Source organism: Curtobacterium sp. VKM Ac-2861 (genome assembly GCF_013204965.1).
GTDB lineage: Bacteria > Actinomycetota > Actinomycetes > Actinomycetales > Microbacteriaceae > Curtobacterium.
In genome coordinates this window covers 510,539-535,768 of sequence record NZ_JABMLA010000002.1, presented here as the reverse complement: position 1 = coordinate 535,768, position 25,230 = coordinate 510,539, and the positions used below count along the sequence as shown (strand labels likewise).

Annotated in this window: 26 protein-coding genes and 2 tRNA genes; 11 read left to right on the top strand and 17 right to left on the bottom strand. The window is 67.3% G+C overall.

Annotation, left to right across the window (positions count from 1 at the left end; genetic code table 11):
* Positions 1-84: 84 nt before the first annotated feature.
* Positions 85-729: a gamma-glutamyl-gamma-aminobutyrate hydrolase family protein gene (locus HQQ88_RS07470; protein WP_173169058.1), complete on the bottom strand. Its 645-nt coding sequence runs from the start codon at positions 727-729 to the stop codon at positions 85-87.
* Between the two features lie 81 nt (positions 730-810).
* On the opposite strand from HQQ88_RS07470, the gene HQQ88_RS07465 reads away from it, so the two are divergent.
* Positions 811-1,065, top strand: coding sequence for a cell division protein CrgA (locus tag HQQ88_RS07465; RefSeq protein WP_123292935.1), 255 nt, complete (start codon positions 811-813; stop codon positions 1,063-1,065).
* A 509-nt stretch (positions 1,066-1,574) separates the two neighbouring features.
* Here HQQ88_RS07465 and HQQ88_RS07460 read toward each other — a convergent pair.
* Complete coding sequence (locus HQQ88_RS07460) at positions 1,575-2,429, bottom strand: rhomboid family intramembrane serine protease (protein WP_173169057.1); 855 nt, start codon at positions 2,427-2,429, stop codon at positions 1,575-1,577.
* Between the two features lie 7 nt (positions 2,430-2,436).
* Positions 2,437-2,976 (bottom strand): peptidylprolyl isomerase, encoded by a 540-nt coding sequence (locus HQQ88_RS07455; protein WP_111083688.1) that lies wholly within the window; start codon positions 2,974-2,976, stop codon positions 2,437-2,439.
* A 116-nt stretch (positions 2,977-3,092) separates the two neighbouring features.
* On the opposite strand from HQQ88_RS07455, the gene HQQ88_RS07450 reads away from it, so the two are divergent.
* A complete protein-coding gene (locus tag HQQ88_RS07450; RefSeq protein ID WP_111083687.1) occupies positions 3,093-3,668 on the top strand; it encodes a hypothetical protein in 576 nt (191 codons plus the stop codon).
* Between the two features lie 386 nt (positions 3,669-4,054).
* On the opposite strand, the gene HQQ88_RS07445 is transcribed toward HQQ88_RS07450, so the two are convergent.
* The 10 genes from HQQ88_RS07445 to dnaA all read right to left on the bottom strand — a co-directional run bounded on the left by HQQ88_RS07445 (position 4,055) and on the right by dnaA (position 15,351).
* A tRNA-Ala gene (locus HQQ88_RS07445) sits at positions 4,055-4,127 on the bottom strand.
* A 55-nt stretch (positions 4,128-4,182) separates the two neighbouring features.
* A tRNA-Ile gene (locus HQQ88_RS07440) sits at positions 4,183-4,259 on the bottom strand.
* Positions 4,260-4,334: 75 nt separating this feature from the next.
* Positions 4,335-4,742 carry a DUF3566 domain-containing protein gene (locus HQQ88_RS07435; protein ID WP_027466922.1) on the bottom strand — a complete coding sequence of 136 codons (408 nt, stop codon included), beginning with the start codon at positions 4,740-4,742 and terminating at the stop codon, positions 4,335-4,337.
* A complete protein-coding gene (gene gyrA / locus HQQ88_RS07430) occupies positions 4,735-7,392 on the bottom strand; it encodes a DNA gyrase subunit A (RefSeq protein WP_216834274.1) in 2,658 nt (885 codons plus the stop codon). Before gyrA ends, HQQ88_RS07435 begins: the two co-directional genes overlap by 8 nt.
* Positions 7,393-7,526: 134 nt before the next feature.
* Positions 7,527-9,530, bottom strand: a complete 2,004-nt coding sequence (gene gyrB, locus HQQ88_RS07425; protein WP_123292937.1) for a DNA topoisomerase (ATP-hydrolyzing) subunit B — start codon at positions 9,528-9,530, stop codon at positions 7,527-7,529.
* A 133-nt stretch (positions 9,531-9,663) separates the two neighbouring features.
* Entirely contained in the window at positions 9,664-10,164 is a 501-nt protein-coding gene (locus HQQ88_RS07420; protein ID WP_111083686.1) for a DUF721 domain-containing protein, read from the bottom strand.
* Positions 10,164-11,354: a DNA replication/repair protein RecF gene (recF, locus tag HQQ88_RS07415; protein ID WP_131877933.1), complete on the bottom strand. Its 1,191-nt coding sequence runs from the start codon at positions 11,352-11,354 to the stop codon at positions 10,164-10,166. The genes HQQ88_RS07420 and recF overlap by 1 nt, the downstream gene beginning before the upstream one ends.
* 31 nt (positions 11,355-11,385) lie before the next feature.
* Positions 11,386-12,273 (bottom strand): phosphogluconate dehydrogenase (NAD(+)-dependent, decarboxylating), encoded by an 888-nt coding sequence (gene gnd / locus HQQ88_RS07410; RefSeq protein ID WP_123292939.1) that lies wholly within the window; start codon positions 12,271-12,273, stop codon positions 11,386-11,388.
* Positions 12,274-12,343: 70 nt separating this feature from the next.
* Positions 12,344-13,489 (bottom strand): DNA polymerase III subunit beta, encoded by a 1,146-nt coding sequence (dnaN, locus tag HQQ88_RS07405; protein WP_111083683.1) that lies wholly within the window; start codon positions 13,487-13,489, stop codon positions 12,344-12,346.
* A gap of 407 nt (positions 13,490-13,896) precedes the next feature.
* A complete protein-coding gene (dnaA, locus tag HQQ88_RS07400) occupies positions 13,897-15,351 on the bottom strand; it encodes a chromosomal replication initiator protein DnaA (protein ID WP_111083682.1) in 1,455 nt (484 codons plus the stop codon).
* A gap of 518 nt (positions 15,352-15,869) precedes the next feature.
* Here dnaA and rpmH point away from each other — a divergent pair.
* The 9 genes from rpmH (at position 15,870) to HQQ88_RS07355 (ending at position 21,365) form a co-directional block, all read left to right on the top strand.
* Entirely contained in the window at positions 15,870-16,007 is a 138-nt protein-coding gene (gene rpmH, locus HQQ88_RS07395; RefSeq protein ID WP_022889115.1) for a 50S ribosomal protein L34, read from the top strand.
* 47 nt (positions 16,008-16,054) lie between these two features.
* Positions 16,055-16,405 (top strand): ribonuclease P protein component, encoded by a 351-nt coding sequence (gene rnpA, locus HQQ88_RS07390; RefSeq protein ID WP_173169056.1) that lies wholly within the window; start codon positions 16,055-16,057, stop codon positions 16,403-16,405.
* Positions 16,402-16,782: a membrane protein insertion efficiency factor YidD gene (yidD, locus tag HQQ88_RS07385; protein WP_173169055.1), complete on the top strand. Its 381-nt coding sequence runs from the start codon at positions 16,402-16,404 to the stop codon at positions 16,780-16,782. The genes rnpA and yidD overlap by 4 nt, the downstream gene beginning before the upstream one ends.
* Positions 16,783-16,790: 8 nt before the next feature.
* Complete coding sequence (yidC, locus tag HQQ88_RS07380; protein WP_123292941.1) at positions 16,791-17,759, top strand: membrane protein insertase YidC; 969 nt, start codon at positions 16,791-16,793, stop codon at positions 17,757-17,759.
* Positions 17,760-18,260 carry a R3H domain-containing nucleic acid-binding protein gene (locus HQQ88_RS07375; protein WP_111083678.1) on the top strand — a complete coding sequence of 167 codons (501 nt, stop codon included), beginning with the start codon at positions 17,760-17,762 and terminating at the stop codon, positions 18,258-18,260.
* Positions 18,257-18,937 (top strand): 16S rRNA (guanine(527)-N(7))-methyltransferase RsmG, encoded by a 681-nt coding sequence (rsmG, locus tag HQQ88_RS07370; protein ID WP_131920798.1) that lies wholly within the window; start codon positions 18,257-18,259, stop codon positions 18,935-18,937. Before HQQ88_RS07375 ends, rsmG begins: the two co-directional genes overlap by 4 nt.
* Positions 18,938-19,018: 81 nt before the next feature.
* On the top strand, positions 19,019-19,912 hold the full coding sequence (locus HQQ88_RS07365) for a ParA family protein (protein ID WP_301952676.1): 894 nt from the start codon (positions 19,019-19,021) through the stop codon (positions 19,910-19,912).
* Positions 19,912-20,877, top strand: coding sequence for a ParB/RepB/Spo0J family partition protein (locus HQQ88_RS07360; RefSeq protein ID WP_123292944.1), 966 nt, complete (start codon positions 19,912-19,914; stop codon positions 20,875-20,877). The genes HQQ88_RS07365 and HQQ88_RS07360 overlap by 1 nt, the downstream gene beginning before the upstream one ends.
* A 179-nt stretch (positions 20,878-21,056) precedes the next feature.
* Positions 21,057-21,365, top strand: a complete 309-nt coding sequence (locus HQQ88_RS07355; RefSeq protein ID WP_131877923.1) for a helix-turn-helix domain-containing protein — start codon at positions 21,057-21,059, stop codon at positions 21,363-21,365.
* Positions 21,366-21,386: 21 nt separating this feature from the next.
* On the opposite strand, the gene HQQ88_RS07350 is transcribed toward HQQ88_RS07355, so the two are convergent.
* The 4 genes from HQQ88_RS07350 to HQQ88_RS07335 form a co-directional block, all read right to left on the bottom strand.
* Positions 21,387-21,974 (bottom strand): ATP-dependent Clp protease proteolytic subunit, encoded by a 588-nt coding sequence (locus HQQ88_RS07350; RefSeq protein ID WP_173169054.1) that lies wholly within the window; start codon positions 21,972-21,974, stop codon positions 21,387-21,389.
* Positions 21,971-22,609 (bottom strand): ATP-dependent Clp protease proteolytic subunit, encoded by a 639-nt coding sequence (locus HQQ88_RS07345; protein WP_173169053.1) that lies wholly within the window; start codon positions 22,607-22,609, stop codon positions 21,971-21,973. Before HQQ88_RS07345 ends, HQQ88_RS07350 begins: the two co-directional genes overlap by 4 nt.
* A 151-nt stretch (positions 22,610-22,760) precedes the next feature.
* On the bottom strand, positions 22,761-23,723 hold the full coding sequence (locus tag HQQ88_RS07340; RefSeq protein ID WP_173169052.1) for an ATP-grasp domain-containing protein: 963 nt from the start codon (positions 23,721-23,723) through the stop codon (positions 22,761-22,763).
* A gap of 60 nt (positions 23,724-23,783) precedes the next feature.
* Positions 23,784-25,088, bottom strand: coding sequence for a PLP-dependent aminotransferase family protein (locus HQQ88_RS07335; protein ID WP_173169051.1), 1,305 nt, complete (start codon positions 25,086-25,088; stop codon positions 23,784-23,786).
* Positions 25,089-25,230 lie beyond the last annotated feature (142 nt).

The following is a 25,230-nucleotide window of genomic DNA, read 5'->3' as shown; positions in this document are numbered from 1 at the left end:
CACGCGTCCGCGGGCCCGTCAGGTCGTCGCGTCCACTGCTCCAAGCGCGTCGACGCGCGACGCCGTCCAGAGCGCTCCGACGAGTCAGGCGCGGTGCGTCGCGATGAGCGGGCCGAGCCCGTCGGCGCGCTCGGCGGCCCCGGAGAGGCCGGTGGTATCGAGCCAGTTGCCGACCATGCGGTAGCCGCCCTCGGTCAGGACCGACTCGGGGTGGAACTGCACCCCGTACAGCGGGTGGTCGCGGTGCTGGACGCCCATGATGACGCCGCCGCCGGTCCGGGCCGTGACGGTGAGTTCGTCGGGCACCGTGCCGTCGACGATCGCGAGGGAGTGGTACCGCGTCGCCGTGAACGGGTGCGGAACGCCCGCGAAGAGCGTGCTGTCGTCGTGGTCGACCTGCGAGGTCTTGCCGTGCATGAGTTCGTCGGCGTGCGTGACCCTGGCCCCGAGGGCTTCTGCGATCGCTTGGTGACCGAGGCAGACCCCGAGCAGCGGGGTGCCGGACGCGATCGCCGCGTGCACCGTGGGGATCGAGACGCCGGCGTCGGCCGGGGTCCCCGGGCCGGGCGAGAGCAGGATGCCGTCGTAGTCGGCGATGCGGTCCGCGATCTCCGACTCGGGGAAGGCGTCGTTGCGCACCACGTCCGTCTCGGCTCCGAGCTGCTGGACGTACCCGTTCAGCGTGTAGACGAAGCTGTCGTAGTTGTCGACGACGAGGATCCTGGTCATGGCGGTTCACCGTACTCGTGGGGGATGTGTGCAGCGGTCTGCGGGCCGACCCACACACGTGGTCACGGTAGGATACCGGCCATGGCCAGTGACAAGGACCGCACCAAGCCCGCCCGGAGGACCCGAGCCGACTCGGTCGACACCGCGGGGGATGCCCCGAACCCGGTGTGGTTCAAGCCGGTCATGTTCGGCTTCATGCTCATCGGGCTCGTCTGGGTGATCGTCTTCTACATCTCGAACGCGACCTTGCCGGTGCCGAGCCTCGGCTCGTGGAACATCCTGGTCGGCTTCGGCATCATGTTCATCGGCTTCCTCATGACCACCCGCTGGCGCTGATCCGCAGCCTCGAGACACTCCGATGCCCGTCGCACCACTTGGTGCGGCGGGCGTTGTCGTTCTCCACAGGACTTGCTGCCGCTGATCCCCAGATCATCGAGGATCCGGGCGGTTCTCCACACTTCTCCACACTCTCCACATCGTCATCCACACCCCGACCCCGGAGTTATCCACAGCTGAGTCCACAATGGGGATAATCACACGCGTGTAACTCACCGGTTTCTCCACACCTGTGGATAACTCTGCGGACGCCTTGTGGACGGCGGACTGGAGGCCCGTGGCGGCCTGGCACCGTGCCTCCCGTCCGCCGTTCGGTCGCGCCACGAATGTGCGGCTGGCTGCGCCGTCCTGTCTGCGAAAGCGTCAGACCTCGCCGAAAGGTCGGCGGCAGACTGTCGCTTCCGCGGGAGAGCGGCCGCACGACGGGCTGGGCGCAGGGATGTCTCGGAACGACGAACGCCCCGCCGCGGAAGCGACGGGGCGTTCGGTGGACGTGTGTCCGGGTCGGGTCAGCCGATGGTGACCGCGTACCCGACTGCGGTGAGCACGATACCCACCAAGGCGGTGGCGACGAGCAGGCCGATCTGCAGCGGCCGCTGCCGGACGTTCCGGGTCTTGGCGAACACGAAGCCCACCAGGAAGCCGCCGATGATCCCACCGACGTGCGCCTGCCACGAGATGTTGATCCCCGGGAGGAACCCGACGACCAGGTTGAGCCCCATGATCACGAGGAGCTGCACCGCGTTCTGCCCGAGGCTCCGCTGCAGCACGAAGAACGCCGCGAAGAGCCCGAAGATCGCTCCGGAAGCGCCGACGACGGTCGTTCCGGGAGCGAGGAACGTCACGAGCATCGAGCCGAAGATCCCCGTGATGAAGTACAGCGCGACGAATCGCCAGGTGCCGAGCATGTTCTCGAGCATCCGACCGAAGATCCACAGTGCCCACATGTTGAACACGATGTGGAGGATGCCCGAGTGGACGAAGAGCACGGTCACGACTCGCCACGGTTGCGTGGGCAGCAGCAGCGAGTTGTAGGCGAGCAGGCTGGTGAAGAAGCCACCACTGACCTGGTCCAGCAGCCAGATGGCGACCGTGATCGCCACGATGACGACCGTCGCCTTCTGGTCGAGCATCGCGAAACGCCGTCGCGCGACCGTCAGCCCACTGGGGGCTCCGGACGCGCGACGGTTCGCTGCGAACTGTGCGCGCTGTTCACGCACGCACTCCGGGCAGTGCACCCCGACTGCCGCCGGCGTCTGGCACTCCGGGCAGATCGTCCGCCCACAGCGCTGGCAGAGCACGAAGCTCTGCCGGTCCGGATGCCGGTAGCAGGTGTTGTTCGGGTTGTACGCCTGGTCGGTCACGTGAGGATCAGACGCCTTCGACGTCGATGCTCTGGATGACCACGTCCTCGACGGGCTTGTCACGGCCGTCGGTGGGGACACCCTCGATGGCGTCGACCACGGCACGCGACTCGTCGTCGGCGACCTCACCGAAGATGGTGTGCTTGCCCTGCAGCCACGGCGTCGCCACCGTGGTGATGAAGAACTGCGAGCCGTTGGTGCCACGGCCGCCCTGGATGCCGGCGTTGGCCATGGCGAAGATGTAGGGGTTCTGGAACGTGAGCTCGGGGGAGATCTCGTCGTCGAAGCGGTAGCCCGGGCCGCCGATGCCCTGGCCGAGCGGGTCGCCGCCCTGGATCATGAAGTCCTTGATGATGCGGTGGAAGACGACGCCGTCGTAGAGCTTGTCGGTGGAGACCTTGCCCGTACCCGGGTGGGTCCACTCCTGCTTGCCCGTGGCGAGGTCGACGAAGTTCTTGACGGTCTTCGGTGCGTGGTTGCCGAACAGGTTGACGCGGATGTCGCCCTTGTTGGTGTGGATCGTTGCGACAGCGGTGTGCAGAGACATGTTCCGATTCTCGCATGTACCGGCTGCGTACGGACCGGACCCACAGGTGAGGCTCCGTGACCTGTCAGGGACTCTGGTGGCAGGATGGGGTCACGCCGATCCGATGGAGGTACCAGATGACGACGATCGAGATCCCGCGCAAGCGTCGGAAGCAGATCAAGAAGCTCAAGGGCCAGACCGCCTCGCTCCTCGGAGAGCAGCGCAAGGTCCTCGAGCACGCGAACGCGATCCTGGCGGAAGCCCGGTCGAACGCAGCCGACGCAGCCCGCAAGGACATCGCCCCTCGTGTGCAGAACGCGATCGACAACGGGATCCGTCCCGCGGTCGCGACCGGGGTCCACGCTGCGACGTCCGCAGCACAGAACGCTTCGCACAAGTTCCAGTCCGAGGTCATCCCCGGACTGGTGTCGACCGCTGGCTCCGTGCTGAGCGTCACCGACCTCGCGAAGGACCCCCGGGTCAAGAAGATCGTGAAGAACGCCCAGAAGAAGGGCAAGAAGGCCAAGAAGGCTGCTGTGAAGTACGTGCCGTCACAGCAGAAGAAGGGCATCGGCTTCGGTGGTGTCGCACTCATCATCGTCGGCGTCGTCGCCGTTGCTGGTGCCGCGTACGCCGCGTACCAGACGCTCCGCGCCGACGACGACCTGTGGGTTGCCGACGACGCTGACACGGCGGAGAAGCCTGCCGCCTGACCTCCACGGTTCGTACGAAGGGCCCCGGCACTCCGCCGGGGCCCTTCGTCGTTCCCGGCCTCGGGTCTGCTACGAGGCACCGACTGGCTGGCCGGCCGGCCGACGCCGAGGTTCCGCGACATGCCGCACGCCAGCCGCCGAGGTTCCACGGCCGTCCCCTGGAGCGCCCGAGATGCCGAGATTTCGGAACCTCGGCGCCGCGAGACCTCGGGGCACCGACACCCGCCCGGACCGAGCACGCACGACGACGCCGCCCGACGACGAACGCACGATGTCGTACGGAGACGGCCATCGCGGAGCGGCCCGTGCCGAAGGCACGAGACCAGCGCGGCGGAACGAACCGGCGGAGGAAGGAACGACCGCAGCAGGGTCATCCCAGAGTGGAGTGGAGCCTGGGAGAATCGAACTCCCGACATCCTGCTTGCAAAGCAGGCGCTCTACCAACTGAGCTAAGGCCCCGGGTGCCACCGAGGTGATCGGCGGCTGGATGGAATTGTCGTGTGTTCCGAAGAACTGGTGGGGCTACAAGGACTTGAACCTTGGACCTCTTCGTTATCAGCGAAGCGCTCTAACCGCCTGAGCTATAGCCCCTCAGACCGGATGAAAGCCTACCCCACGGATCTCGCAGAACGAAATCGAGCGGTCGGCTCACCCGGCCCGGGTGTGTCAGTTGTTCGTGAAGCCGACGAGCAAGCCGCCGGTGATGCGAACACTGAGGTTGTAGAGGACGCTCACGATGGCGCCGAGCACGGTGCCGACGACCACGTTGAGGATGCCCACGACGATGGAGAACCCGAGTACCTGACCCAGTGAGAACTGGTCCATGATCGAGTAACTGTTCTGACCGGTGACGTCCTTCAACAAGGCGTCCACCTGCGTGAACACGCCCGTCTGGTTGAGGATGACCCACACCAGCGCCGTGGCGACCACGATCACGATGCTGCCGGCCAGGGCGATGAGGAAGCTGAGCTTCACCATCGACCAGAAGTCGACGTAGACCAGCCGCAGCCGCACTTGGCGGGTGCCGACGGGTCGCTTCGCCTTCTTCTGGAGCTTCTCGGCGACACTACTCATTGCTTGACTGGTCCTCTCCGGCCTCGTCCGCGACGGGCTCGGTGTCGATGGGATCAGTGGAGTCCGGGGCCGCTTCGGAAGGGCTGACCGTCTCCACCGGGCCCGCTGGCTCGATCTCGGCGTCGTCCTGGTCGACCAGGTTCCGCTCGGTGTTCTGGGCCACTGCGATGATCTTGTCGTTCGCCGCGAACCTGGCGAAGACGACACCCATGGTGTCGCGACCCTTGGCAGGGACCTCGGCCACGGCAGACCTTACCACCTTGCCCGATTGCAGCACGACGAGCACTTCGTCGTCCTCACCGACGATGAGAGCACCCACAAGGTCGCCTCGGTCGGTCGCCAACTTGGCCACCTTGATGCCGAGACCACCGCGTCCCTGGATGCGGTACTGGTCGACGGCGGTGCGCTTGGCGTACCCGCCCTCGGTCATCACCCAGACGAAGCCGTCGTCCGCCACCACGCGTGCGGCCAGGAGCGAGTCGCCGTCGCGGAAGGACATGCCCTTCACGCCGGAGGTCGACCGACCCATCGGCCGCAGGGTGTCGTTCGTCGCGGTGAAGCGGAGCGACATGCCCTGTCGTGAGACGAGCAGCAGGTCGTCGTGCTCGTCGACGAGCAACGCCTGCCGGAGCTTGTCGCCGTCGCGCAGGTTGATCGCGATGATGCCACCGGTGCGGTTGGTGTCGTACTCGGTGAGCGCGGTCTTCTTCACCAGCCCGTGCTCGGTCGCGAGGACGAGGTACTGCGCGACCTCGTAGTCACGGATGTCGAGCACCTGCTGGATCTGCTCGTCCGGCTGCATCGCGAGCAGGTTCGCCACGTGCTGGCCCTTGGCATCGCGGCCGGCTTCCTGCAGCTCGTACGCCTTGGCGCGGTAGACCCGGCCCTGGTCGGTGAGGAACAGCAGCCAGTGGTGCGTCGTCGTGACGAAGAAGTGCTCGACGATGTCGTCCGCACGGAGCTGGGCGCCACGGACACCCCGGCCACCGCGGTGCTGCGAGCGGTACTGGTCGCTGCGCGTGCGCTTGACGTACCCACCGCGGGTGATGGTGACGACCATCTCCTCTTCGGGGATGAGGTCTTCCATCGACATGTCGCCGTCGTAGCCGAGCATGATCTCGGTGCGCCGGTCGTCGCCGAAGCGGTCGACGATCTCCTCGAGCTCGTCGCGGATGATCGTGCGCTGCCGGGTCTCCGACGCCAGGATGTCCTGGAAGTCGGCGATCTTGCGCTCGAGTTCTTCGGCCTCGTCGTGGATCTTCTGGCGCTCGAGGGCGGCCAGTCGACGGAGCTGGAGCTCGAGGATCGCGCGCGCCTGGATCTCGTCGACGGACAGCAGGTCCATCAGGCCGGAGCGGGCCTCTTCGACGTCGGGCGACCGACGGATGAGCGCGATGACCTCGTCGAGGGCGTCGAGCGCTGCGAGGTAGCCGCGCAGGATGTGCGCGCGCTTCTCGGCCTCGCGCAGGCGGAACTGGGTGCGGCGGACGATGACGTCGACCTGGTGCGCGACCCACGCCGAGATGAACCCGTCGAGCGGCAGGGTCCGCGGGACGCCGTCGACGATCGCGAGCATGTTCGCGCCGAAGTTCTCCTGCAGCTGCGTGTGCTTGTACAGGTTGTTCAGCACGACCTTGGCGACGGCGTCGCGCTTGAGCACGATCACCAGGCGCTGGCCGGTGCGACCAGAGGTCTCGTCGCGGATGTCCGCGACGCCGGCGAGCTTGCCGTCCTTGACCAGGTCGGCGATCTTGATCGCGAGGTTGTCCGGGTTGACCTGGTACGGCAGCTCGGTGACGACGAGGCAGGTGCGACCCTGGATCTCCTCGACGTTGACGACGGCGCGCATCGTGATCGAACCACGACCGGTGAGGTAGGCGTCCTGGATGCCCTTGGTGCCCAGGATCTGCGCACCGGTCGGGAAGTCCGGCCCCTTGATGCGCTGCATGAGCGCGGCGAGGAGCTCTTCGCGCGTCGCCTCGGGGTTGTCGAGGGCCCACTTCGCGCCCTCGGCCACCTCGCGCAGGTTGTGCGGCGGGATGTTCGTCGCCATGCCGACCGCGATGCCGACCGAGCCGTTGACGAGCAGGTTCGGGAACCGTGCCGGCAGGATCGCGGGCTCCTGGGTCCGACCGTCGTAGTTGTCCTGGAAGTCGACGGTGTCCTCGTCGATGTCCCGGACCATCTCCATGGCGAGCGGCGCCATCTTGGTCTCGGTGTACCGCGGGGCTGCTGCGCCGTCGTTGCCCGGCGAGCCGAAGTTGCCCTGGCCGAGTGCGAGCGGGTAACGCAGCGACCACGGCTGCACCAGACGGACCAGCGCGTCGTAGATCGCGGAGTCGCCGTGCGGGTGGAACTGCCCCATGACGTCGCCGACGACGCGGGAGCACTTCGAGAACGCGCGGTCCGGACGGTAGCCGCCGTCGAACATCGCGTAGATCACGCGGCGGTGCACCGGCTTCAGGCCGTCGCGGACCTCGGGCAGCGCGCGGCCGACGATGACCGACATCGCGTAGTCGAGGTAGGAACGCTGCATCTCGAGCTGCAGGTCGACCTGCGAGATGCGGTCACCGGAGACGACGATGTCCCCGCTGTCGCCGTGGACGATCTCGGGCTGCTCGTCGGGGGCGTTCTCGTTGTCGTCAGCCATTGGCTTGCGTTACCTTTCTGACGGCCGGGAGGCCGTGGTGACGTTCGTCGCGGTGGACGCGACCACAAGTGGTCCGGACCAGAGCACGCGGCTGGCACCGCGCCTCCAGGCCAGGGTCGAGATGTCGAGTCTGTTCAGATGTCCAAGAAGCGGACGTCCTTGGCGTTCTGCTGGATGAACTGGCGACGTGCGTCGACGTCTTCACCCATCAGCGTCGAGAAGGTGCTGTCCACCGCGGCGGCGTCCTCGAGCGTGACCTGCAGGAGCGTGCGGGTGTCCGGGTTCATCGTGGTGTCCCAGAGCTCCTTGTAGTCCATCTCGCCGAGGCCCTTGTAGCGCTGGATGCCGTTGTCCTTCGGGATCCGCTTGCCGGCGGCGATGCCCGACTGCATCAGGGCGTCGCGCTCCCGGTCGCTGAACACGTACTCGTGCGCCGCGTTCGACCACTTGAGGCGGTACAGCGGCGGCTGCGCGAGGTACACGTAGCCGCGCTCGATGAGCGGCCGCATGTAGCGGAACAGCAGGGTCAGCAGCAACGTGGTGATGTGCTGGCCGTCGACGTCGGCATCGGCCATCAGCACGATCTTGTGGTACCGGGCCTTGTCCGGGTCGAAGTCCTCACCGATGCCGGCGCCGAACGCCGTGATCATCGACTGGATCTCCTGGTTGGCGAGCGCGCGGTCGAGCCGCGCCTTCTCGACGTTCAGGATCTTGCCGCGCAGGGGCAGGATCGCCTGGGTCATCGGGTTGCGGCCCTGCACGGCGGAACCGCCGGCGGAGTCGCCCTCGACCATGAAGATCTCCGACAGGGTCGGGTCCTTGGACTGGCAGTCCTTCAGCTTTCCGGGCATGCCACCCGACTCGAGCAGCCCCTTGCGACGCGTGGTCTCGCGGGCCTTGCGGGCCGCGAGCCGCGCCTGCGACGCCTGGATCGCCTTGCGGACGACGTCGCGGGCCTGGGTCGGGTTGCTCTCGAACCAGTGCGTGAGCTCGGCGCCGACGACGCGCTGCACGAAGCCCTTCGCCTCGGTGTTGCCGAGCTTCGTCTTCGTCTGGCCCTCGAACTGCGGCTCGCCGAGCTTCACGGAGATGACGGCCGTCAACCCTTCACGGATGTCGTCACCCGTCAGGTTGTCGTCCTTCTCCTTGATGATCTTCGTCTCGCGCGCGTACTTGTTCACCAGGTACGTCAGCGCCGCGCGGAAGCCCTCTTCGTGGGTGCCGCCCTCGTGCGTGTTGATCGTGTTCGCGAAGGTGTGGACGCTCTCCTGGTACGAGGTGTTCCACTGCATCGCGACCTCGAGCGCGATCTTGCGCTCGGTGTCCTCGGACTCGAAGCCGATGACGTCCGGGTGGACGAGGTCGGCCTTCTTCTGCGCGTTGATGTACTCGACGTAGTCGGCGAGACCGCGCTCGTACATGAAGGAGTCGTTCCGCGCCTCTTCCCCTTCTTCCGGGGTGCGCTCGTCGCGCAGGTTGATCCGCAGGCCCTTGTTGAGGAAGGCCATCTGCTGGAACCGGGTGCGCAGGGTCTCGTAGTCGAAGACGACGGTCTCGAAGATCTCGGCGTTCGGCCAGAAGGTGATCGTGGTGCCGTGCTCGTCGGACGGTTCGTCCTTGGTCAGCGGTGCGACCGGGACGCCGTCGGTGTAGCTCTGGCGCCAGACGTGGCCCTGCTGTCGGACCTCGACGTCGAGCTCGGAGCTCAGCGCGTTCACGACGGAGGAACCGACACCGTGCAGACCACCGGACACCGCGTACGCGCCGCCGCCGAACTTGCCGCCGGCGTGCAGGACGGTCAGGACGACCTGGACGGTCGAGACGCCCTCGGCCGCGTGGATGCCGACCGGGATGCCACGGCCGTTGTCGACCACGCGGACACCGCCGTCTTCACGGATTGTGACGTCGATGGTGTCGCAGTACCCGGCGAGGGCTTCGTCGACGGAGTTGTCGACGATCTCCTGGACCAGGTGGTGCAGACCGCGGGGCCCCGTCGAACCGATGTACATACCGGGACGCTTGCGGACCGCCTCGAGCCCCTCGAGCACCTGAATCTGGTCTGCTCCGTAGGACGGTTCGCTCTGCGGGGTCTCCGCGTCGAGCGGGTTCTGCGGGTCGTCTTCAGATTCTGATGCCATGTCGAGCGTGCTCCTGCCTGCGCGCGGAACGCCCGCGCACTGCACCTCCCAGTCTACCGCAGAGGCCCCTCTTTCGAGGGCTCATCCGGCCCACAGGCGGGCTTTTTTGGCACCACAGGATGATTTCGTCGGCTCAACCGTAGGTGTCGCGAGGACCGCGCCCCTGGACCGTCCTGGGGCCGCGTTTCCAGGTGGGGACGTCCGGCCCCGAAACCCGGATCGACTCCACCCCGGCTTCCGGGTGCCGCTCGGCGATGGTCGTCGTGACGCTGGCACGCATGAGACGGAGCTGGGTCGCCCAAGCCGTCGAGTCACACCGGATGACCAGCGCACCGTCGTCGATGGTGACCGGGGTGGAGTGCTTCGCGAGTTCTTCACCGACGACGCTCGGCCAGTCCACGAACAGCTCAGAGCGGGCCAGGGGTTCGGTCCACCCGAGCTCGTTGGCCAGGGATCCGACCACGTCACCGAGCCCTCGGGGCTCACGGCCACGGCCGTACGGGACGGTGTCGGCGTCGAACTCGCGGGAGCGACGGCGGCGGGCGTCGACCCCGCGCTTCGACGGGTCGCCGAAGACAGCTCGGAGGTGCCGGTACAGCCGCGACGGCTCGGTCGGCTTCCACGGGCGGGGCATCAGGCGTCGGCTTCCGGCGGGGTCGCGTCGGTCACGATCGTGCCCGCCTCGATCCGCACCGTGTGCGCGGCCAGCTGCGAGGGGACGTCGCCGAACACCGCGGCTGTGATGAGGACCTGCTCGTAGTCGGCCACGGCGTTCCCGAGGCGTTCGCGCCGAGATTCGTCGAGTTCGGCGAACACGTCGTCGAGGATGATGATCGGGTCACCGAGGTTCGACTCCGCCCGCAGGATCGACGCGCTCGCCAGCTGGATCGCGAGCGCGAAGGACCAGGACTCCCCGTGACTGGCGTACCCGCGGGCAGGTAACCCGTTGAGCTGGAACAGGACGTCGTCCCGGTGCGGCCCGACGAGGGTCAACCCGCGGTCGAGCTCGTCGCGACGACGCCGCTCGAGGGCAGCCGCGAACGCCTCGGCTGCAGCGGTCACGCTCACCGGCTCGTCGGGGGTGCCGAGGACCGGGTCCGTCGCGGCGGCGGCCTCCGGGTCACCGCCACGGATCGAGAGCACACCGGCGATCGAGGCATCGTGGTCCTCGCCCGCGACGGTGGCGTACGCCTCGGCGACGAACGGTGCGAGCCGGCGCGTCAGGTGGTCGCGCGCGGCGACGATCTCGGCACCGAGTCCGACGAGGCGGTCGTCCCAGACGTCGAGCGTCGACAGTGCGTTGGCTTTGGCGCCGGTGGCACGGGCCGACTTGAGCAGGGTGTTCCGCTGGCGGAGCGTGCGGTCGTAGTCGGCCAGGACCCCCTGCATCCGCGGCGCGATCTGGCCGAGCAGTTCGTCGAGCATGCGTCGGCGACCGGCCGGTTCGCCACGGACCAGGGCGAGGTCCTCGGGAGCGAAGAGGACGGAGGTGCAGTAGCGCGGGAGTTCACGCGGCTTGATCGCCGACCGGTTCACCTGCGCACGGTTCGCTCCGGTGCGGTTGATCTGCACCTCGGCGAGGATGCTGCGATCTTCGTGTGCCAGTCGGGCCCGGACGATCGCCGCGTCGCAACCCTGGCGGACGAGCGCGGCATCCGTCGGGACCCGGTGCGAACCGAGCGTCGACAGGTACCCGATCGCCTCGACCAGGTTGGTCTTGCCCTGCCCGTTCCGCCCGACGAACAGGTTCGGCCCGCGTGCGAGGTCGACGTCCGCCTCCCGGTAGTTCCGGAAGTCGGTGAGTTGGAGATGGTCGACGTGCACGCGGGCCGAGTCCGGGTTTCCCCGGGTGGTCCTAGGACTTCTTGACGGCGTGACCGCCGAACTGGTTGCGGAGCGCTGCGACGGCCTTCATCGTCGGGGACGCGCTGCCCTGACGCGAGACGAAGCGCGCGAAGATCGACGCCGACAGCGCCGGCATCGGAACGGCGAGCTCGATGCCCTCTTCCAGCGTCCAGCGGCCCTCGCCCGAGTCCTCGACGTAGCCCTCGAGCTCGTCGAGCTTCGGGTCTTCGTTGAGGGCCAGGACCATGAGGTCGAGCAGCCAGGAACGGACGACCGTTCCGCGCTGCCATCCGGCGAACACGGCGGGGACGTCGGTGATCAGGTCCTTGGCCTCGAGGAGCTCGTAGCCCTCGCCGTAGGCCTGCATGATCGCGTACTCGATGCCGTTGTGGACCATCTTGGCGTAGTGACCCGCGCCGATCGGACCGGCGTGCGAGAAGCCCTCTTCGCGGGGGCCCTCGGGGCGCAGTGCGTCGAAGACCGGCATGGCGAACTCGACGTCCTTGACGTCACCGCCGACCATGAGGCCGTAGCCGTTGTCCTTGCCCCACACGCCGCCGGAGACGCCGGCGTCCATGTAGCGGATGCCGCGCGCACCGAGCTGCTCGGCGTGCGTGGTGTCGTCGAGCCACTTCGAGTTGCCACCGTCGATGACGAGGTCGCCCTCGTTCAGGACGCCGGCGAGCTCGGTGATGACGTCGTCGGTGATCTTGCCGTGCGGCACCATCACCCAGACGAGTCGCTGACCCTCGGGCAGGGCGCCCGCCAGGTCTGCGAGGCTCGCGACGTCGGAGACGGCGGGGTTCGCGTCGTAACCGGTGACCTCGATCCCTGCGTTGCGGAGACGGGCACGCATGTTGTTGCCCATGCGACCAAGGCCGACAAGACCGATGTGCATGATTTCCTCTTCTGTTTCGTCGTCGCGCTGAGGCCGCAGCTGGTGCGTCAGCGCAGTGTTCCTGTTGCGCCTATCGCAGCAGCAGGTTGGGCTGCAGCAGGTACCGGTATCCATCGGTCGCGGCAGCCTCTTGCGAAGTCTGGCCGGTGATCAGCACCGGGCCCGGCTTGTTGGGGTTCTCCGTCTTGGTGAAGGAGATGCGGACGAACTCGGAGTGCACCGCGTTCAGTCCGTCGAGGAGGAAGGCGGGCTTCAGCGAGACCACCGTTTCCTCTCCGGTCAGCAACGCACTGATCGACTCTGACGCCTGCGCTTGTTCGGATCCGATCGCCTCGAGCGTGAGCCCGTCGACCGTGAAGGAGAACCGGAGCGCTGCTTCGCGCTCCAGGACGAGTGAGACCCGTCGGACGGCTTCGACCAGCTCAGCGGTGTTGATCACCGCGTGGTCGTTGACGTTCTCGGGGAAGAGCCGGCGGACCGGCGGGTAGTTTCCCTTGATCAGCAGCGAGGTGACGGTCTTGTCGTCGGCGTGGAACGCGATGAGCTCACGGTCCGAGTTGCCGCTGATCGAGACCGAGACGGTGGACGCCGACCCGAAGGTGCGACCGACCTCCTGCAGCGTGCGGGCGGGGACGAGGGCGTGCAGCGGGTCCGAGCCGACGCGGCCGGAGTCCCACGCGATGGTCCGGACGGCCACGCGGTACCGATCCGTGGCGATGAGCGACAGGTCGTTGTCACCGACCTCGAGCTGGACACCGGTGATGACGGGGGTGACGTCGTCGCGGCTCGCGGCGACGGCGACCTGCGACACGGCCTCGGAGAAGGCATCGCCGGGGATGACGCCGGTCTGCGGACCGATCTCGGGCAGCGTCGGGTACTCCTCGACCGGCATGGACAGCAGCGTGAAGTGCGCCGATCCGCAGGAGACCGAGATCTTGGAGTCCTCGGTCGTGAAGGTCACCGGGGCGTTCGGCAGTCGGCTCGCGATGTCGTTCAGCAGGCGACCGCTGACCAGGACCGTGCCCGGGTCGTCGATCTGCGCTGAGATGGACGTCTGCGCCGAGACCTCGTAGTCGAACGACGAGAGCGTCAGACGATCGCCGTCGGCGTGGATCAGGACGCCCGACAGGATCGGGAGGGTCGTGCGCTGTGGGAGGAGTTTCACCGCGAAGGAGACGGCTTCGGAGAAGACGTCCCGGTTGACCTCGAACTTCACAGCTGGAACCCCTGTCGATCGGCTTGGACTGTCCGGCCGCCCCATTCTGGCACAGGCGGACGTGGGCCGGATTTCTTGTCATCCCGCCGTCCACAAGGTTGTCCCGCGGAGATGGATCGTTAACCAGGAGTAATGGTGTTAACGCCTGTGCACACTGTGGATAACCCTGTGCATGCCGCTCGGCCGTAGGGAACTACACCGTTGTGACTTGTGGGCGGGCTGTGGGCGACGTCGGGATGAATGAATCTCATCTATCCACTTCCATCCCCAGTTTCCACAGGTGGCCCCCTCGCTGTGAACAACCGGGCGGCGTGTCCTCCACAGTTATCCACAGGCTATCCACACTGTGAGAACTCCGGCCCATGGAACCGTCTCAGATGGTGGATGCGCCCGGAGACGTACCGATCTCAGCGGTAGCGGCGGTCCTGTTTGATGCGGCTCGTGAGCTCGGTGACCTGGTTGTAGATCGACCGCCGCTCCTTCATGAGCTCGGTGATCTTCTTGTTCGCGTACATGACCGTGGTGTGGTCGCGGTTGCCGAACAGCTGCCCGATCTTCGGGAGCGACAGGCTCGTGAGCTCGCGGCACAGGTACATCGCGATCTGTCGCGCGGTGGCGATCGCCTGCGAACGGGATGAGCCGTACAGGTCGTCGACGGAGAGCTTGAAGTACTCCGCGGTGTGGTTGATGATGTCCGTCGGCGCGACGACGTTGTCCTCGTCGAGGGTGATCAGGTCCTTGAGGACGGTCTGCACCAGGGCCATGTCGACGGCCGTCCGGTTCAGGCTCGCGAACGCCGTGACGCGGATGAGCGTCCCCTCGAGCTCCCGGATGTTGCTCGACACCTTCGAGGCCATGAACTCGAGGATGTCGTCCGGCACCTGCAGGTGGTCGGACTGCGCCTTCTTGCGGAGGATCGCGATGCGCGTCTCGAGCTCGGGCGCCTGCACGTCCGTGATCAGACCCCACTCGAAGCGCGACCGCATGCGGTCCTCGAAGCCGGTCAGGTGCTTCGGTGCGACGTCGGACGTGATGACGACCTGCTTGTTGTGGTCGTGCAGCGTGTTGAACGTGTGGAAGAAGGCCTCCTGCGTGGAGTCCTTCCCCTGCAGGAACTGGATGTCGTCGATCAGCAGGATGTCGATGTCGCGGTAGCGCTGCTGGAACTGGTTCGAGCGGTTGTTCGCGATCGAGTTGATGAAGTCGTTGGTGAACTCCTCGCTCGACACGTACCGGACGCGGATCCCCGGGTAGAGGCTCTCGGCGTAGTGCCCGATGGCGTGGAGCAGGTGGGTCTTGCCCAGCCCGGAGTCGCCGTAGATGAAGAGCGGGTTGTAGGCCTTCGCCGGCGCCTCGGCGACGGCGACCGCCGCCGCGTGCGCGAACCGGTTCGACGAGCCGATGACGAAGTTGTCGAAGTTGTACTTCGGGTTGAGGCGCGACTCGGGTCGGCCGCTGGTGCCCGGGGAGTCGATCTGGCTCGGGACGAAGGGCGCCTCGATGTACTGGCGAGGTGCAGCGCTCTGCTCCACTGCTTCCTGGACGGGCTCGGCGTACTCCGGCACGTTCGGGTCGACGCGCGGCTCGGACGCCATGTCCGGGTTCACCGTGATGGCGAAGTTCGCGACCGAGTCGTCACCGATGCGGGCGACGGCCTCGGTGATCGGGATGCGGATCCGCTGCTCGAGCATGCCGCGGGTCAGGTCGTTGGGGACCTCGAGGTACAGGGTGCCGGCGAGGACGCCCTTCGGTTCGACCAGGTTGAGGAACCCGTGGAGCTGCGGCGTGATGCGGGGGTCTTCGCTGAGGATTCCGAGTACGGATGACCAGAGGTCCTCGACGGGGTCGGCCGGCATCGTCATGTCGCGCTCGTCTCCAGGTGTGTGTCGTGCGTTCGGTGCCGGACCGGGGTGCGTCCTGCTGGGGTCGGACGTGCCGGAGTGCCGCGGGGTGTGGCGCTCAGCGGACCGTGTCGTGCGCCGGCGGTTCGTCGGGGTCTCGGGGGCTTCGTCGACGCCTCGTACCGCGCGTGTTCCCACAGGGTTGTCCACAGTGTTGTCCACGACCGCCCGGATCCGTCGGACAGGAGTACTTCCCTGTCGTACCGGGGCGCGGGGCCGATCGATGACCCCACTGTAAAGGACCGGGCCGGGTGGCACCGAACGGAAGTTGTCCCCAATGTGGAGAATGGACCGCAGCGGTGTCCTCGACGCCTCCGGCACCGAGGCCGGCCCGATCGGCGTTTGACCTGCTCGCTGCTGTCACGTACCGTTAACCAGTTGACTGCGGCCGATTGGTCGCGCCCATCTGCGTCGTTCGACACCGAGCGATGACACATACATACGTGACGGCTCGCCGCGAGCAGCCGTGTGGAGAGATCATGAGCAAGCGCACCTTCCAGCCGAACAACCGTCGCCGCGCCAAGAAGCACGGCTTCCGCCTCCGCATGCGGACGCGTGCCGGCCGCGCCATCCTGTCGGCGCGTCGCGCCAAGGGCCGCACCGAGCTCTCGGCCTGATCAGGCTCACCGCCTGATCCGGTCCTCGGTCTGACCCCGGCATCGCAGTGTTGGCCAGCGCCAACCGCATCGTCCGCGGGGACGACTACCGGAACGTCGTGCGTCGTGGTCGCAAGAGCGCCACGGCGCACGTCGTCGTGTCCGTGGTCTGTCGCTCGACGGACCCCACCGGACCGTCGCGGTTCGGGTTCATCGTCGCCAAGACGGTGGGCAACGCCGTGACCCGGAACCTGATCAGGCGGCGGCTCAAGGCGATCGCGCACGGCATCCTCGCCGACTCCCCCGTGGGGTACGACGTGGTGGTGCGCGCACTGCCAGCCGCATCGCAGGCCGGATGGCCTACCCTGCTCGAAGACGTCGTGCGCTCCTTCGCGCGCGGGGTGGAGAAGGCAGCATGAACCGCACCCTGTGGACCCGGCTGGCCTGGGTCGCCGCGTTGCTCCCACGCAACGCGTGCGTCGTCGTGCTCCGCGCCTACCGTGCAGTGATCTCCCCGTTGTACGGCAACGTCTGCCGGTACCACCCGTCGTGCTCCCGGTACGCCCTCGAAGCGATCCAGCAGTACGGCGTCGTCCGCGGATCCGCGATGGGCGCCTGGCGCATCGCTCGCTGCAACCCCTGGGCTGCAGGCGGGATCGACGACGTCACGGAACGTCGTCGCCGGTTCGTCGTCAACCGGTTCGGGTTCGTCCTCGCGCCGATCCCGCAGCAGCCGCACCCCGCGGTCGGAACGGCCCGGCCGGTCCTGCTCCCCCAGCGCACTCGAAAGGCGTAGCCGTCCCCATGGACATCATCGGTACGATCCTCTGGCCGCTCAAATGGGTGGTCTCGGCCATCCTCGTCGGCTTCCACTGGATCTTCGAGAGCATCGGCATGGACCCGGGCGCGGGTATCACCTGGGTCCTCTCCATCATCTTCCTGACCTTCGTGGTCCGCGCCGCGCTGATCCCGATCTTCGTGCGGCAGATCAAGTCGCAGCGCCGCATGCTCGAGGTCGCGCCGCAGCTGAAGAAGATCCAGGACAAGTACAAGGGCAAGAAGGACCAGTTCTCGCGTGAGGCCATGAGCCGCGAGACCATGGCCCTGTACAAGGAGACGGGCACCAACCCGCTGAGCTCCTGCCTGCCGCTGCTGCTGCAGATGCCGATCTTCTTCTCACTGTACTCGGTGCTGCACGAAGCCCAGATCAACAAGACGGGCATCGGCCTGCTCACGAACGACCTCGCGGCGTCGTTCGGCAACGCGGCCCTGTTCGGTGCCCCCCTGCACGAGACGTTCACCAACGCCTCCGGGTGGGAGGTCCGTGCGATCGCCGGTTTCATGATCGTGGTCATGACGGCCTCGCAGTTCATCACGCAGCTGCAGCTCGTCGCCAAGAACATGTCGCCGGAGACCAAGGCGTCGCCGATGTACCGCCAGCAGAAGATGATGCTGTACATCCTCCCGCTGGTCTTCGTGATCTCGGGTCTGAGCTTCCCCCTCGGCGTCATGTTCTACTGGCTCGCCTCGAACGTCTGGACGATGGCGCAGCAGTACTTCGTCATCCGCAGCATGCCGACGCCTGGTTCCGAGGCGGCCCTGGCACGTGAGGCGCGTCTGGCCAAGAAGGCCCAGCGTCGCGGCATCGCCAACCCGGTCCTCGCCGAGGCCGGTGCCGGTGCTGGCGCCGCCGAGATCGAGGCCGTGCGAGTCACCACGCAGCGTTCGCAGCCGGTCGGCAAGCAGCGCTCGAAGAAGAACGGGAAGAAGTAAGTGACCGAGCAGGACACCGCCGCAGCCGTCGACACCACCGAGGTCCCGGACGAGGACGCCCGTGACGAGGCCGACATCGCTGCGGACTACATCGAGGAACTCCTCGACATCTGCGACCTCGACGGAGACATCGAGATCGAGGAGCGCGCCGGTCGCGTCTACCTGTCGGTCACCGACGACGGCGAGGCGCTCCGCGTCCTCTCGAAGCCGGACACGGTCACGGCCCTGCAGGAACTCACCCGCATCGCCGTCCAGGCCGAGACGGGCGAGTTCAGCCGGCTCATCCTCGACGTGGGCGGCTCCCGTGACGCTCGTGCCGACGAGCTGCAGCGACTGGTCGACACCGCCGTCGAGCGCATCGAAGCCGGATCGTCCTCCGCAGCACTCCCCCCGATGTCGTCGTACGAGCGCAAGCTGGTCCACGACCTCGTCGCTGAGAAGGGCTTCCACTCGGAGTCCGAGGGTGAGGGTCGGGACCGCCACACGGTCGTCACCCGATGACGGACGAGTCGGTGTCCGCGGACACCGCTCCCGCGCCTTCGGACGATGCTCCGGTGCTGGAGGCCGAGCCTGCGGCTGCGTCCGTGCTCTTCGGCGATCAGATCGAGACGGCTCGGTCGTTCACGAACGAGCTGGCTCGCCGGGGCGAGGAGCTGGGCCTGATCGGCCCGCTCGAGCTGCCTCGACTCTGGACGCGACACATCCTCAACTCTGCTTTGTTGGCGCCCCTCCTGGAGGCCCGTGGCCGGGTTGCCGACGTCGGCTCGGGTGCGGGATTGCCCGGTCTCGTGCTCGCGATCGCCCGTCCGGACGTGCACTTCACGCTCATCGAGCCGATGGAGCGCCGCGTGGACTGGCTCACCAGTGAGGCGAGCCGGCTCGGCCTGCCGAACGTGACGGTGGTCCGGGGCCGCGCCGAGGACGTCTCCGACGACATCGTGGTCGACCAGGTCACTGCGCGTGCAGTCAGTGCGTTGTCGAAGCTCATTCCGATGACGGTTCCGCTCGTCCGCTCGGGCGGGCAGCTCATCCTCATGAAGGGTGCGCGAGTCGACGACGAGATCGAGAAGGCGCGCAAGGTCATTCTGCGCCAGCACCTCTCGGACGTCGAGGTCCTCGAGCTCGGGGACGGTGTGGTCGCAGAGACCACGCGGGTCTTCCGGGCTACAGTTGACTGACCCTGCGGCTCGGATCGGGACGACTGATCTCTTGCTGCTCCACGTTTCACGTGAAACATCGAACCGGGGAAGAGGCACTCGTTGAGCTCATCGACCGATTACGACGCGTCGACTCCGCTTGCTCGCGAGATCGCCGACCTGAACCGGCGGCGCCGTGCGATCGCGACGCAGCAGTTCCCGTTGCCCCCGAAGACGCGGATCATCACCGTGTCGAACCAGAAGGGCGGCGTCGGGAAGACCACGACGACCGTCAACTTGGCTGCTGGCCTCGCGCACGGTGGCGCACGGGTGCTCGTCATCGACCTCGATCCGCAGGGCAACGCGTCGACGGCCTTGGGCGTCGACCACCAGGCTGAGGTCGCGAGCATTTACGACGTCATCGTCGACGAGGCCGCGATGGCCGGCACCGTGCAGCGCTCCCCCGAGTCCGACACCCTGTGGTGCGTCCCGGCGACGATCCACCTCGCGGGCGCTGAGATCGAGCTCGTCTCCTTGGTCGCTCGAGAACAGCGCCTCCGTACGGCGCTCGATCTGTACCTCCAGTCGCTGGACGAGCCGTACCACTACGTCTTCATCGACTGCCCGCCGTCGCTCGGTCTCCTCACGATCAACGCGTTTGTGGCGGCCCAGGAAGTCCTGATCCCGATCCAGTGCGAGTACTACGCGCTCGAGGGACTCAGCCAGCTGTTGCGCAACATCGAGCTCATCGAGAGGCACCTCAACCCGAACCTCAGGGTCTCGACGATCCTGCTCACCATGTACGACGGTCGGACCAACCTGGCGAACCAGGTGGCGAACGACGTCCGCGAGCACTTCGGTGATCAGGTGTTGAAGGCGATGATCCCCCGGTCCGTCCGGGTGAGTGAAGCGCCGAGTTACGGACAGAGCGTCGTCGCGTACGACGTGAACTCCACCGGGTCGCTCTCCTACTTGGAAGCGGCCGCCGAGATCGCAGCACGAGGAGCGCAAGACTGATGGCACCCAAGCGAACTGGACTCGGCCGCGGCATCGGCGCGCTCATCCCGACGGCGACGGACCAGCAGGACCGCCCAGTGGACGTGTTCTTCCCGACTGGTGGGTCGCCGGCGTCGGCACCCACCGCGGACGAGCTCGTCGCCGTTCCGGGAGCCCGACTCGCGAACCTCAACCCGCTGGACGTGATCCCGAACGGGCAGCAGCCGCGCAAGGAGTTCCGCGAAGAGGAGTTGCAGGAGCTCGTCCACTCCATCCGTGAGATCGGCGTGCTGCAGCCCATCGTGGTCCGTCCAATCCCCGGGGCTGCGGGGACGGAGCCGCAGTATGAGCTGATCATGGGTGAGCGGCGCCTCCGCGCCACCAAGGAACTGGGGCTCACGACCATCCCGGCGATCGTCAAGGAGACGCCGGACGACGCGATGCTCCGGGACGCCCTGCTCGAGAACCTGCACCGGGCGCAGCTCAACCCGCTCGAAGAGGCTTCGGCGTACCAGCAGCTCCTGGCGGACTTCGGGATCACGCAGGAACAGCTCGGCCAGCGCATCGGCCGCTCCCGTCCGCAGATCACCAACACCATCCGTCTGCTGCGGCTCCCCTCCCCCGTGCAGCGTCGGGTCGCTGCCGGCGTGCTGTCGGCCGGTCACGCACGCGCGATCCTTGCTGCCCCGGACGCGGAGGCGATGGAGTACCTCGCTGAGAAGATCGTCAACGAGGACCTGTCGGTGCGCGCTGCCGAAGCGATCGCGCAGCAGTTGGCGACGAAGACCCCTCCGAAGACGACGCCGCAGCCCTCCAAGAACCAGGCGCACTTCAACGATCTTGCTGAGCGCATCGGTGACCGGCTGAACACACGGGTCAAGATCGCCGTCGGTGCCCGGAAGAGCTCCGTGACGATCGACTTCGCGAACGGCGACGACCTCAATCGCATCCTGTCGGAGCTGGGGATCAGCGACGTGTCGTCCTGACGGCTTGTCAATGGCGCTATGCGCCCCGTAGCGGGCCTCGCATGCCTGGTGTGGGTGCCCGGAGCAGCGAGGGGTCGTTCGGCCCGACACGGGGCGCGGAGCCGCTCCGCTGGCTCGAGTTCACGAGCAGCGAACGGGAAGCCCGTACGTTTCACGTGGAACACTGCCAGGCTCGCATCATGAGATCCCGCAATCCCGAGCCGCTCTGGCGTGATGTCGTCGGTCAAGAACTCCGCGCTCGTCGCCGCGTCCGCGGGGACACCCTGCAGGATGTCGCCCGTCGCGCAGGGGTGTCGCCGCAGTACTTGTCGGAGATGGAACGGGGGCGGAAGGAGCCTTCGAGCGAGATGTTGGCAGCAGTGGCCGGCGCGCTCGAGAGCTCCTTGCTGGACTTGACGGCGGCGGCAGCAGAACAGCTCCGCGAGCGAGCACGTTCCGCAGGTACTGGTGGCGAACAGCTGCGGAGTAGTTTCCTCCTCGCAGCCTGAGGCGTCCGGGAGCGCCGTCGGTCAGCGTCGAGTGATCACGTGGTCCACGAGCCCGTACTGCTGGGCCTGACGGGCCGTGAAGACCCGATCGTGATCCGTGTCGGCTCGGAGTTGGTCGACACTCTGGCCGCTGTGCTCGGTGAGCAGGTGCTCGATCTCGGCCCGGATCCGGACGACCTCGTCGGCCTGCAAGATGAGCTCGGGAATGGCCCCCTGTCCTTGCGCCGCGGGTTGGTGGAGCACGACCCGAGCATGCGGCAGGGCCGACCGCTTTCCTTCGGCGCCCGCGGCGAGCAGCACGGCTCCGACACCGATTGCCTGCCCAACGCAGGTGGTCGCGACGGCGGGGCGGATGAACCGCATGGTGTCGTAGACGGCGAGCATGGCACTCGGATCGCCGCCGTCGCAGTTGACGTAGAGCTGCACGTCCGAGTCCGGGTTGTCTGACTCGAGGAAGAGGAGCTGCGCGATGAGGGCATTGGCGACGCCAGCATCGATCGCGGTCCCGATGTAGATGATCCGCTCGGTGAGGAGGTGCGAGTAGACGTCCAAGACCCGCTCGCCGCGAGCGTCCCGCGCGATGACGTTCGGGATCGTGTACGCGCTCAACGGTCTCCCTCCCCTGCCACAGGTCCGCCGAAGCCTGTCATCGTGGAACGGGGCTGCTGGGGCCGGATCACCGAGAAGTCGTCGACGATCAGGTCGACGAACCCGTAGTCGAGGGCCTCCTCGGCGGAGTACCAGTGGTCGTGCAGCGAGTCCTCGAAGATGCGGTCGACCGTCTGTCCGGTGTCCGCTGCGATGAGTCCGAGCACGGTGTCGCGGGTGTCACGGAGGTGGTCTGCCTGCAGCGCAACGTCCACCGCACTCCCCCCGATCCCTGCGGATCCCTGGTGCATCAGGATCCGGCTGTGCGGCAGCGCTCGTCGCTTGCCAGGAGTACCCGAGGACAGCAGGAACTGCCCCGCGCTGCAGGCGATCCCGAATGCGAGCGTGCTGACATCGTTGGGGATCACCCGCATGAGGTCCCGGAGTGCGAGCATCGCCGGAACCGAGCCTCCGGGCGAGTGGATCCAGAGCGCGATGTCGTTCCAGGGGTCCGCCGTCGCGAGCTGTACCAACTGCGTCATCAAGACGGTGCCGTTGTCGTCGTCGAGGGCGCCGTCGAGTACGAGCACGCGTTGGTCGAAGAGGGCACGCCGGTACTCGGTCGTGAAGGCTGCGGGGGGTGGTGAATCGGTCATGCGTCCACCGTGCGCCCGCAGATTACCCGAGGCACCCGTTGCTGCTCAGAGCGGATCAGCTCTCAGCAGCGAACCACGAGTGCGACGTTCCACGTGGAACATCGACTCTCACGCATTCCGATGTTCCACGTGGAACGTCGGACCTGACGGATCAGGCGTGGTGGTCGCGGATCGCCTGTTCGGCGAGCTCCGCGTACGTCCACCCGAGATCGAATCCCGATGCGGAGAGTGCCTGCGGCAGCAGGGATGTCTCGGTCAGACCCGGGAGTACGTTGGCTTCGAGGAACCACGGCGTTCCGGCGCCGTCGATGATGAGGTCCACACGGGACAGGTGGCGGAGGCCGAGGGCTGTGTGCGCCGCGACGCCGGCATCGGCTGCAGCGGTCGCGAACTCGTCAGACAGTCGGGCGGGGGTGTAGAACGTCGTCTCCCCCGCGTTGTACCGCGCCTCGAAGCCGTAGATGCCGTTCCGCGGGACGATCTCCACCGCGGAGAGCGCCACCGGCCCGTCGCCCGTGTCGATGATGCCGACTGCGACCTCGGTGCCGCGGATGAGCTGCTCGACCACGACGTCGTCGCAGTACGTGTACGCCGTCACCATCGCCCGCGGCAGGTCGTTCACGTCGTCGACGAGGGTCACTCCCTGCGCGCTGCCGCCACGTGCCGGCTTCACGGCGAGCGGGACCGGGTGCTCCCCCGCGATGGCCTTGAGCACCCCGACGGCGCCGAGCTCGCGGAACACGTCGTGGGACAGCGTGACGGATCGTGGGGTGCGGACGCCTGCCCGCGCGACCAGCGCTGACGCCGTCGGCTTGTCCCATGCCAACCGGGCCGACGTGGAACGTGAGCCGACGAACGGGATGTCCACCGCCTCCAGGATGCCCCGCAGGGCCCCGTCTTCACCGGAGGCGCCGTGCAGAGCCGGCCACACGACGTCCGGGCGGGACTCGGCGAGAGCCGGCAGCAGCAGCGCGTCGGCGTCGCGGAGGTCAACCTGCCAGCCGTACCCGGTCAGCGAGTCGGCGACCCGCCGACCGGAGCGCAGGGAGACGTCACGCTCGTGCGAGATCCCTCCGGCGACGACGACGACGTGACGACGAGTGAGCTCAGCCATGGGGGTCCTCCGGTGTGGAACGACGGTGCTGATGGGCCACGCACCGAGGAAAAGCGCTGATCAGGAGATGTTCGGCGGCGGCGCGCTGACCGAGGACGTCTCGCGGACGACGCTGTTCGGCCGAGTCGTCGGGCCGAACGTCTCGATCAGCTCGAGCTCGTCGTTAACGACGTTGGCGAGCCGCTTCACGCCGACGCGGATCTGCTCGGGGGTCGGGTAGCAGAACGACAGACGGATGTGCCCGCCGCCACGACCGTCCGCGTAGAAGGCCGTCCCCGGCGTGTAGGCGACGAGCTCCTTCACGGCGCGCGGCAGCATGCCCTTCGAATCGAGGGACTCGGGGAGCGTCAGCCAGACGAAGAAGCCACCGTTCGGCTTCGTCCAGGACAGGTCCGGCAGGAACTCCCCCAGAGCGGACAGCATGGCATCACGGCGCTCTGCGTAGATGCCCCGGAAGGTGTCAACCTGACCCTTCCAGTCCGCGGCGTCCAGGTAGGCGTTCACGACGTACTGCCCGAAGGAGTTCGGGGCGAGGACGGCGGACTCGTTGGCGAGCACGAGCTTCTCGCGGATGGCGTGCGGTGCGAGCGCCCAGCCGACGCGGAAACCGGGTGCGAGGGTCTTCGAGAAGGACCCCAGGTACACGACGCCCTCTTCGTCGATGGAACGGATCGCCTGCGGTGCCGGCTCGTCGAACCAGAGGAGTCCGTAGGGGTTGTCCTCGAGCACCAGGATGTTGTTCGACCGGCAGATGTCGAGCACCTCGATGCGGCGCTCCCGGCTCATGGTGACGCCGGCCGGGTTGTGGAAGTTGGGGATCGTGTAGAGGAACTTGATCCGCTTGCCCTGCGTGCGGAGGTTCGCGATCGCCTCACGTAGTGCCTCGGGCACCAGCCCGAGCTCGTCGGTCGTCACGTGGACGGTCTCGGCCTGGTACGACCGGAACACACCGATCGCGCCGACGTAGGACGGGGACTCGGCGAGGACGACGTCGCCCGGATCGATGAAGAGCCGCGTGACGAGGTCGAGCGCGTGCTGCGAGCCCGTCGTCACGACGACGTCCTCGGCACTGGCACGGATGCCCTCGAGGCGCATGACGTCCACGATGTGCTCGCGGAGGGACCGCAGACCCTGTCCGCCGCCGTACTGCAACGCCATGGCCGCGTGCTCGTTCATCACGCGGTCCAGGGAGCCCGTGACGAGCTCCCTCGGCAGCGCGGAGACGAACGGCATGCCGCCCGCCAACGAGACCACCTCGGGGCGCGAGGCGACGGCGAACAGGGCTCGGACCTCGGAGGCGCTCAGCCCGGCGGTGCGCTGGGCGTAGGAGTCGTACCAGGGGTCGAGGCTGTTGCCGTTCGTCATACCGTGCTCCGATCAGTGAGACATTCCCGCCACACTACGACATCGACCCCGGAAACCCGGGCTCCGCGGCGGGGGCCGATCCGCAACGGGTGGCATGCGAACGCCCCGCCGGCGCCTGCTGAGCAGGACGAGGACGGGGCGT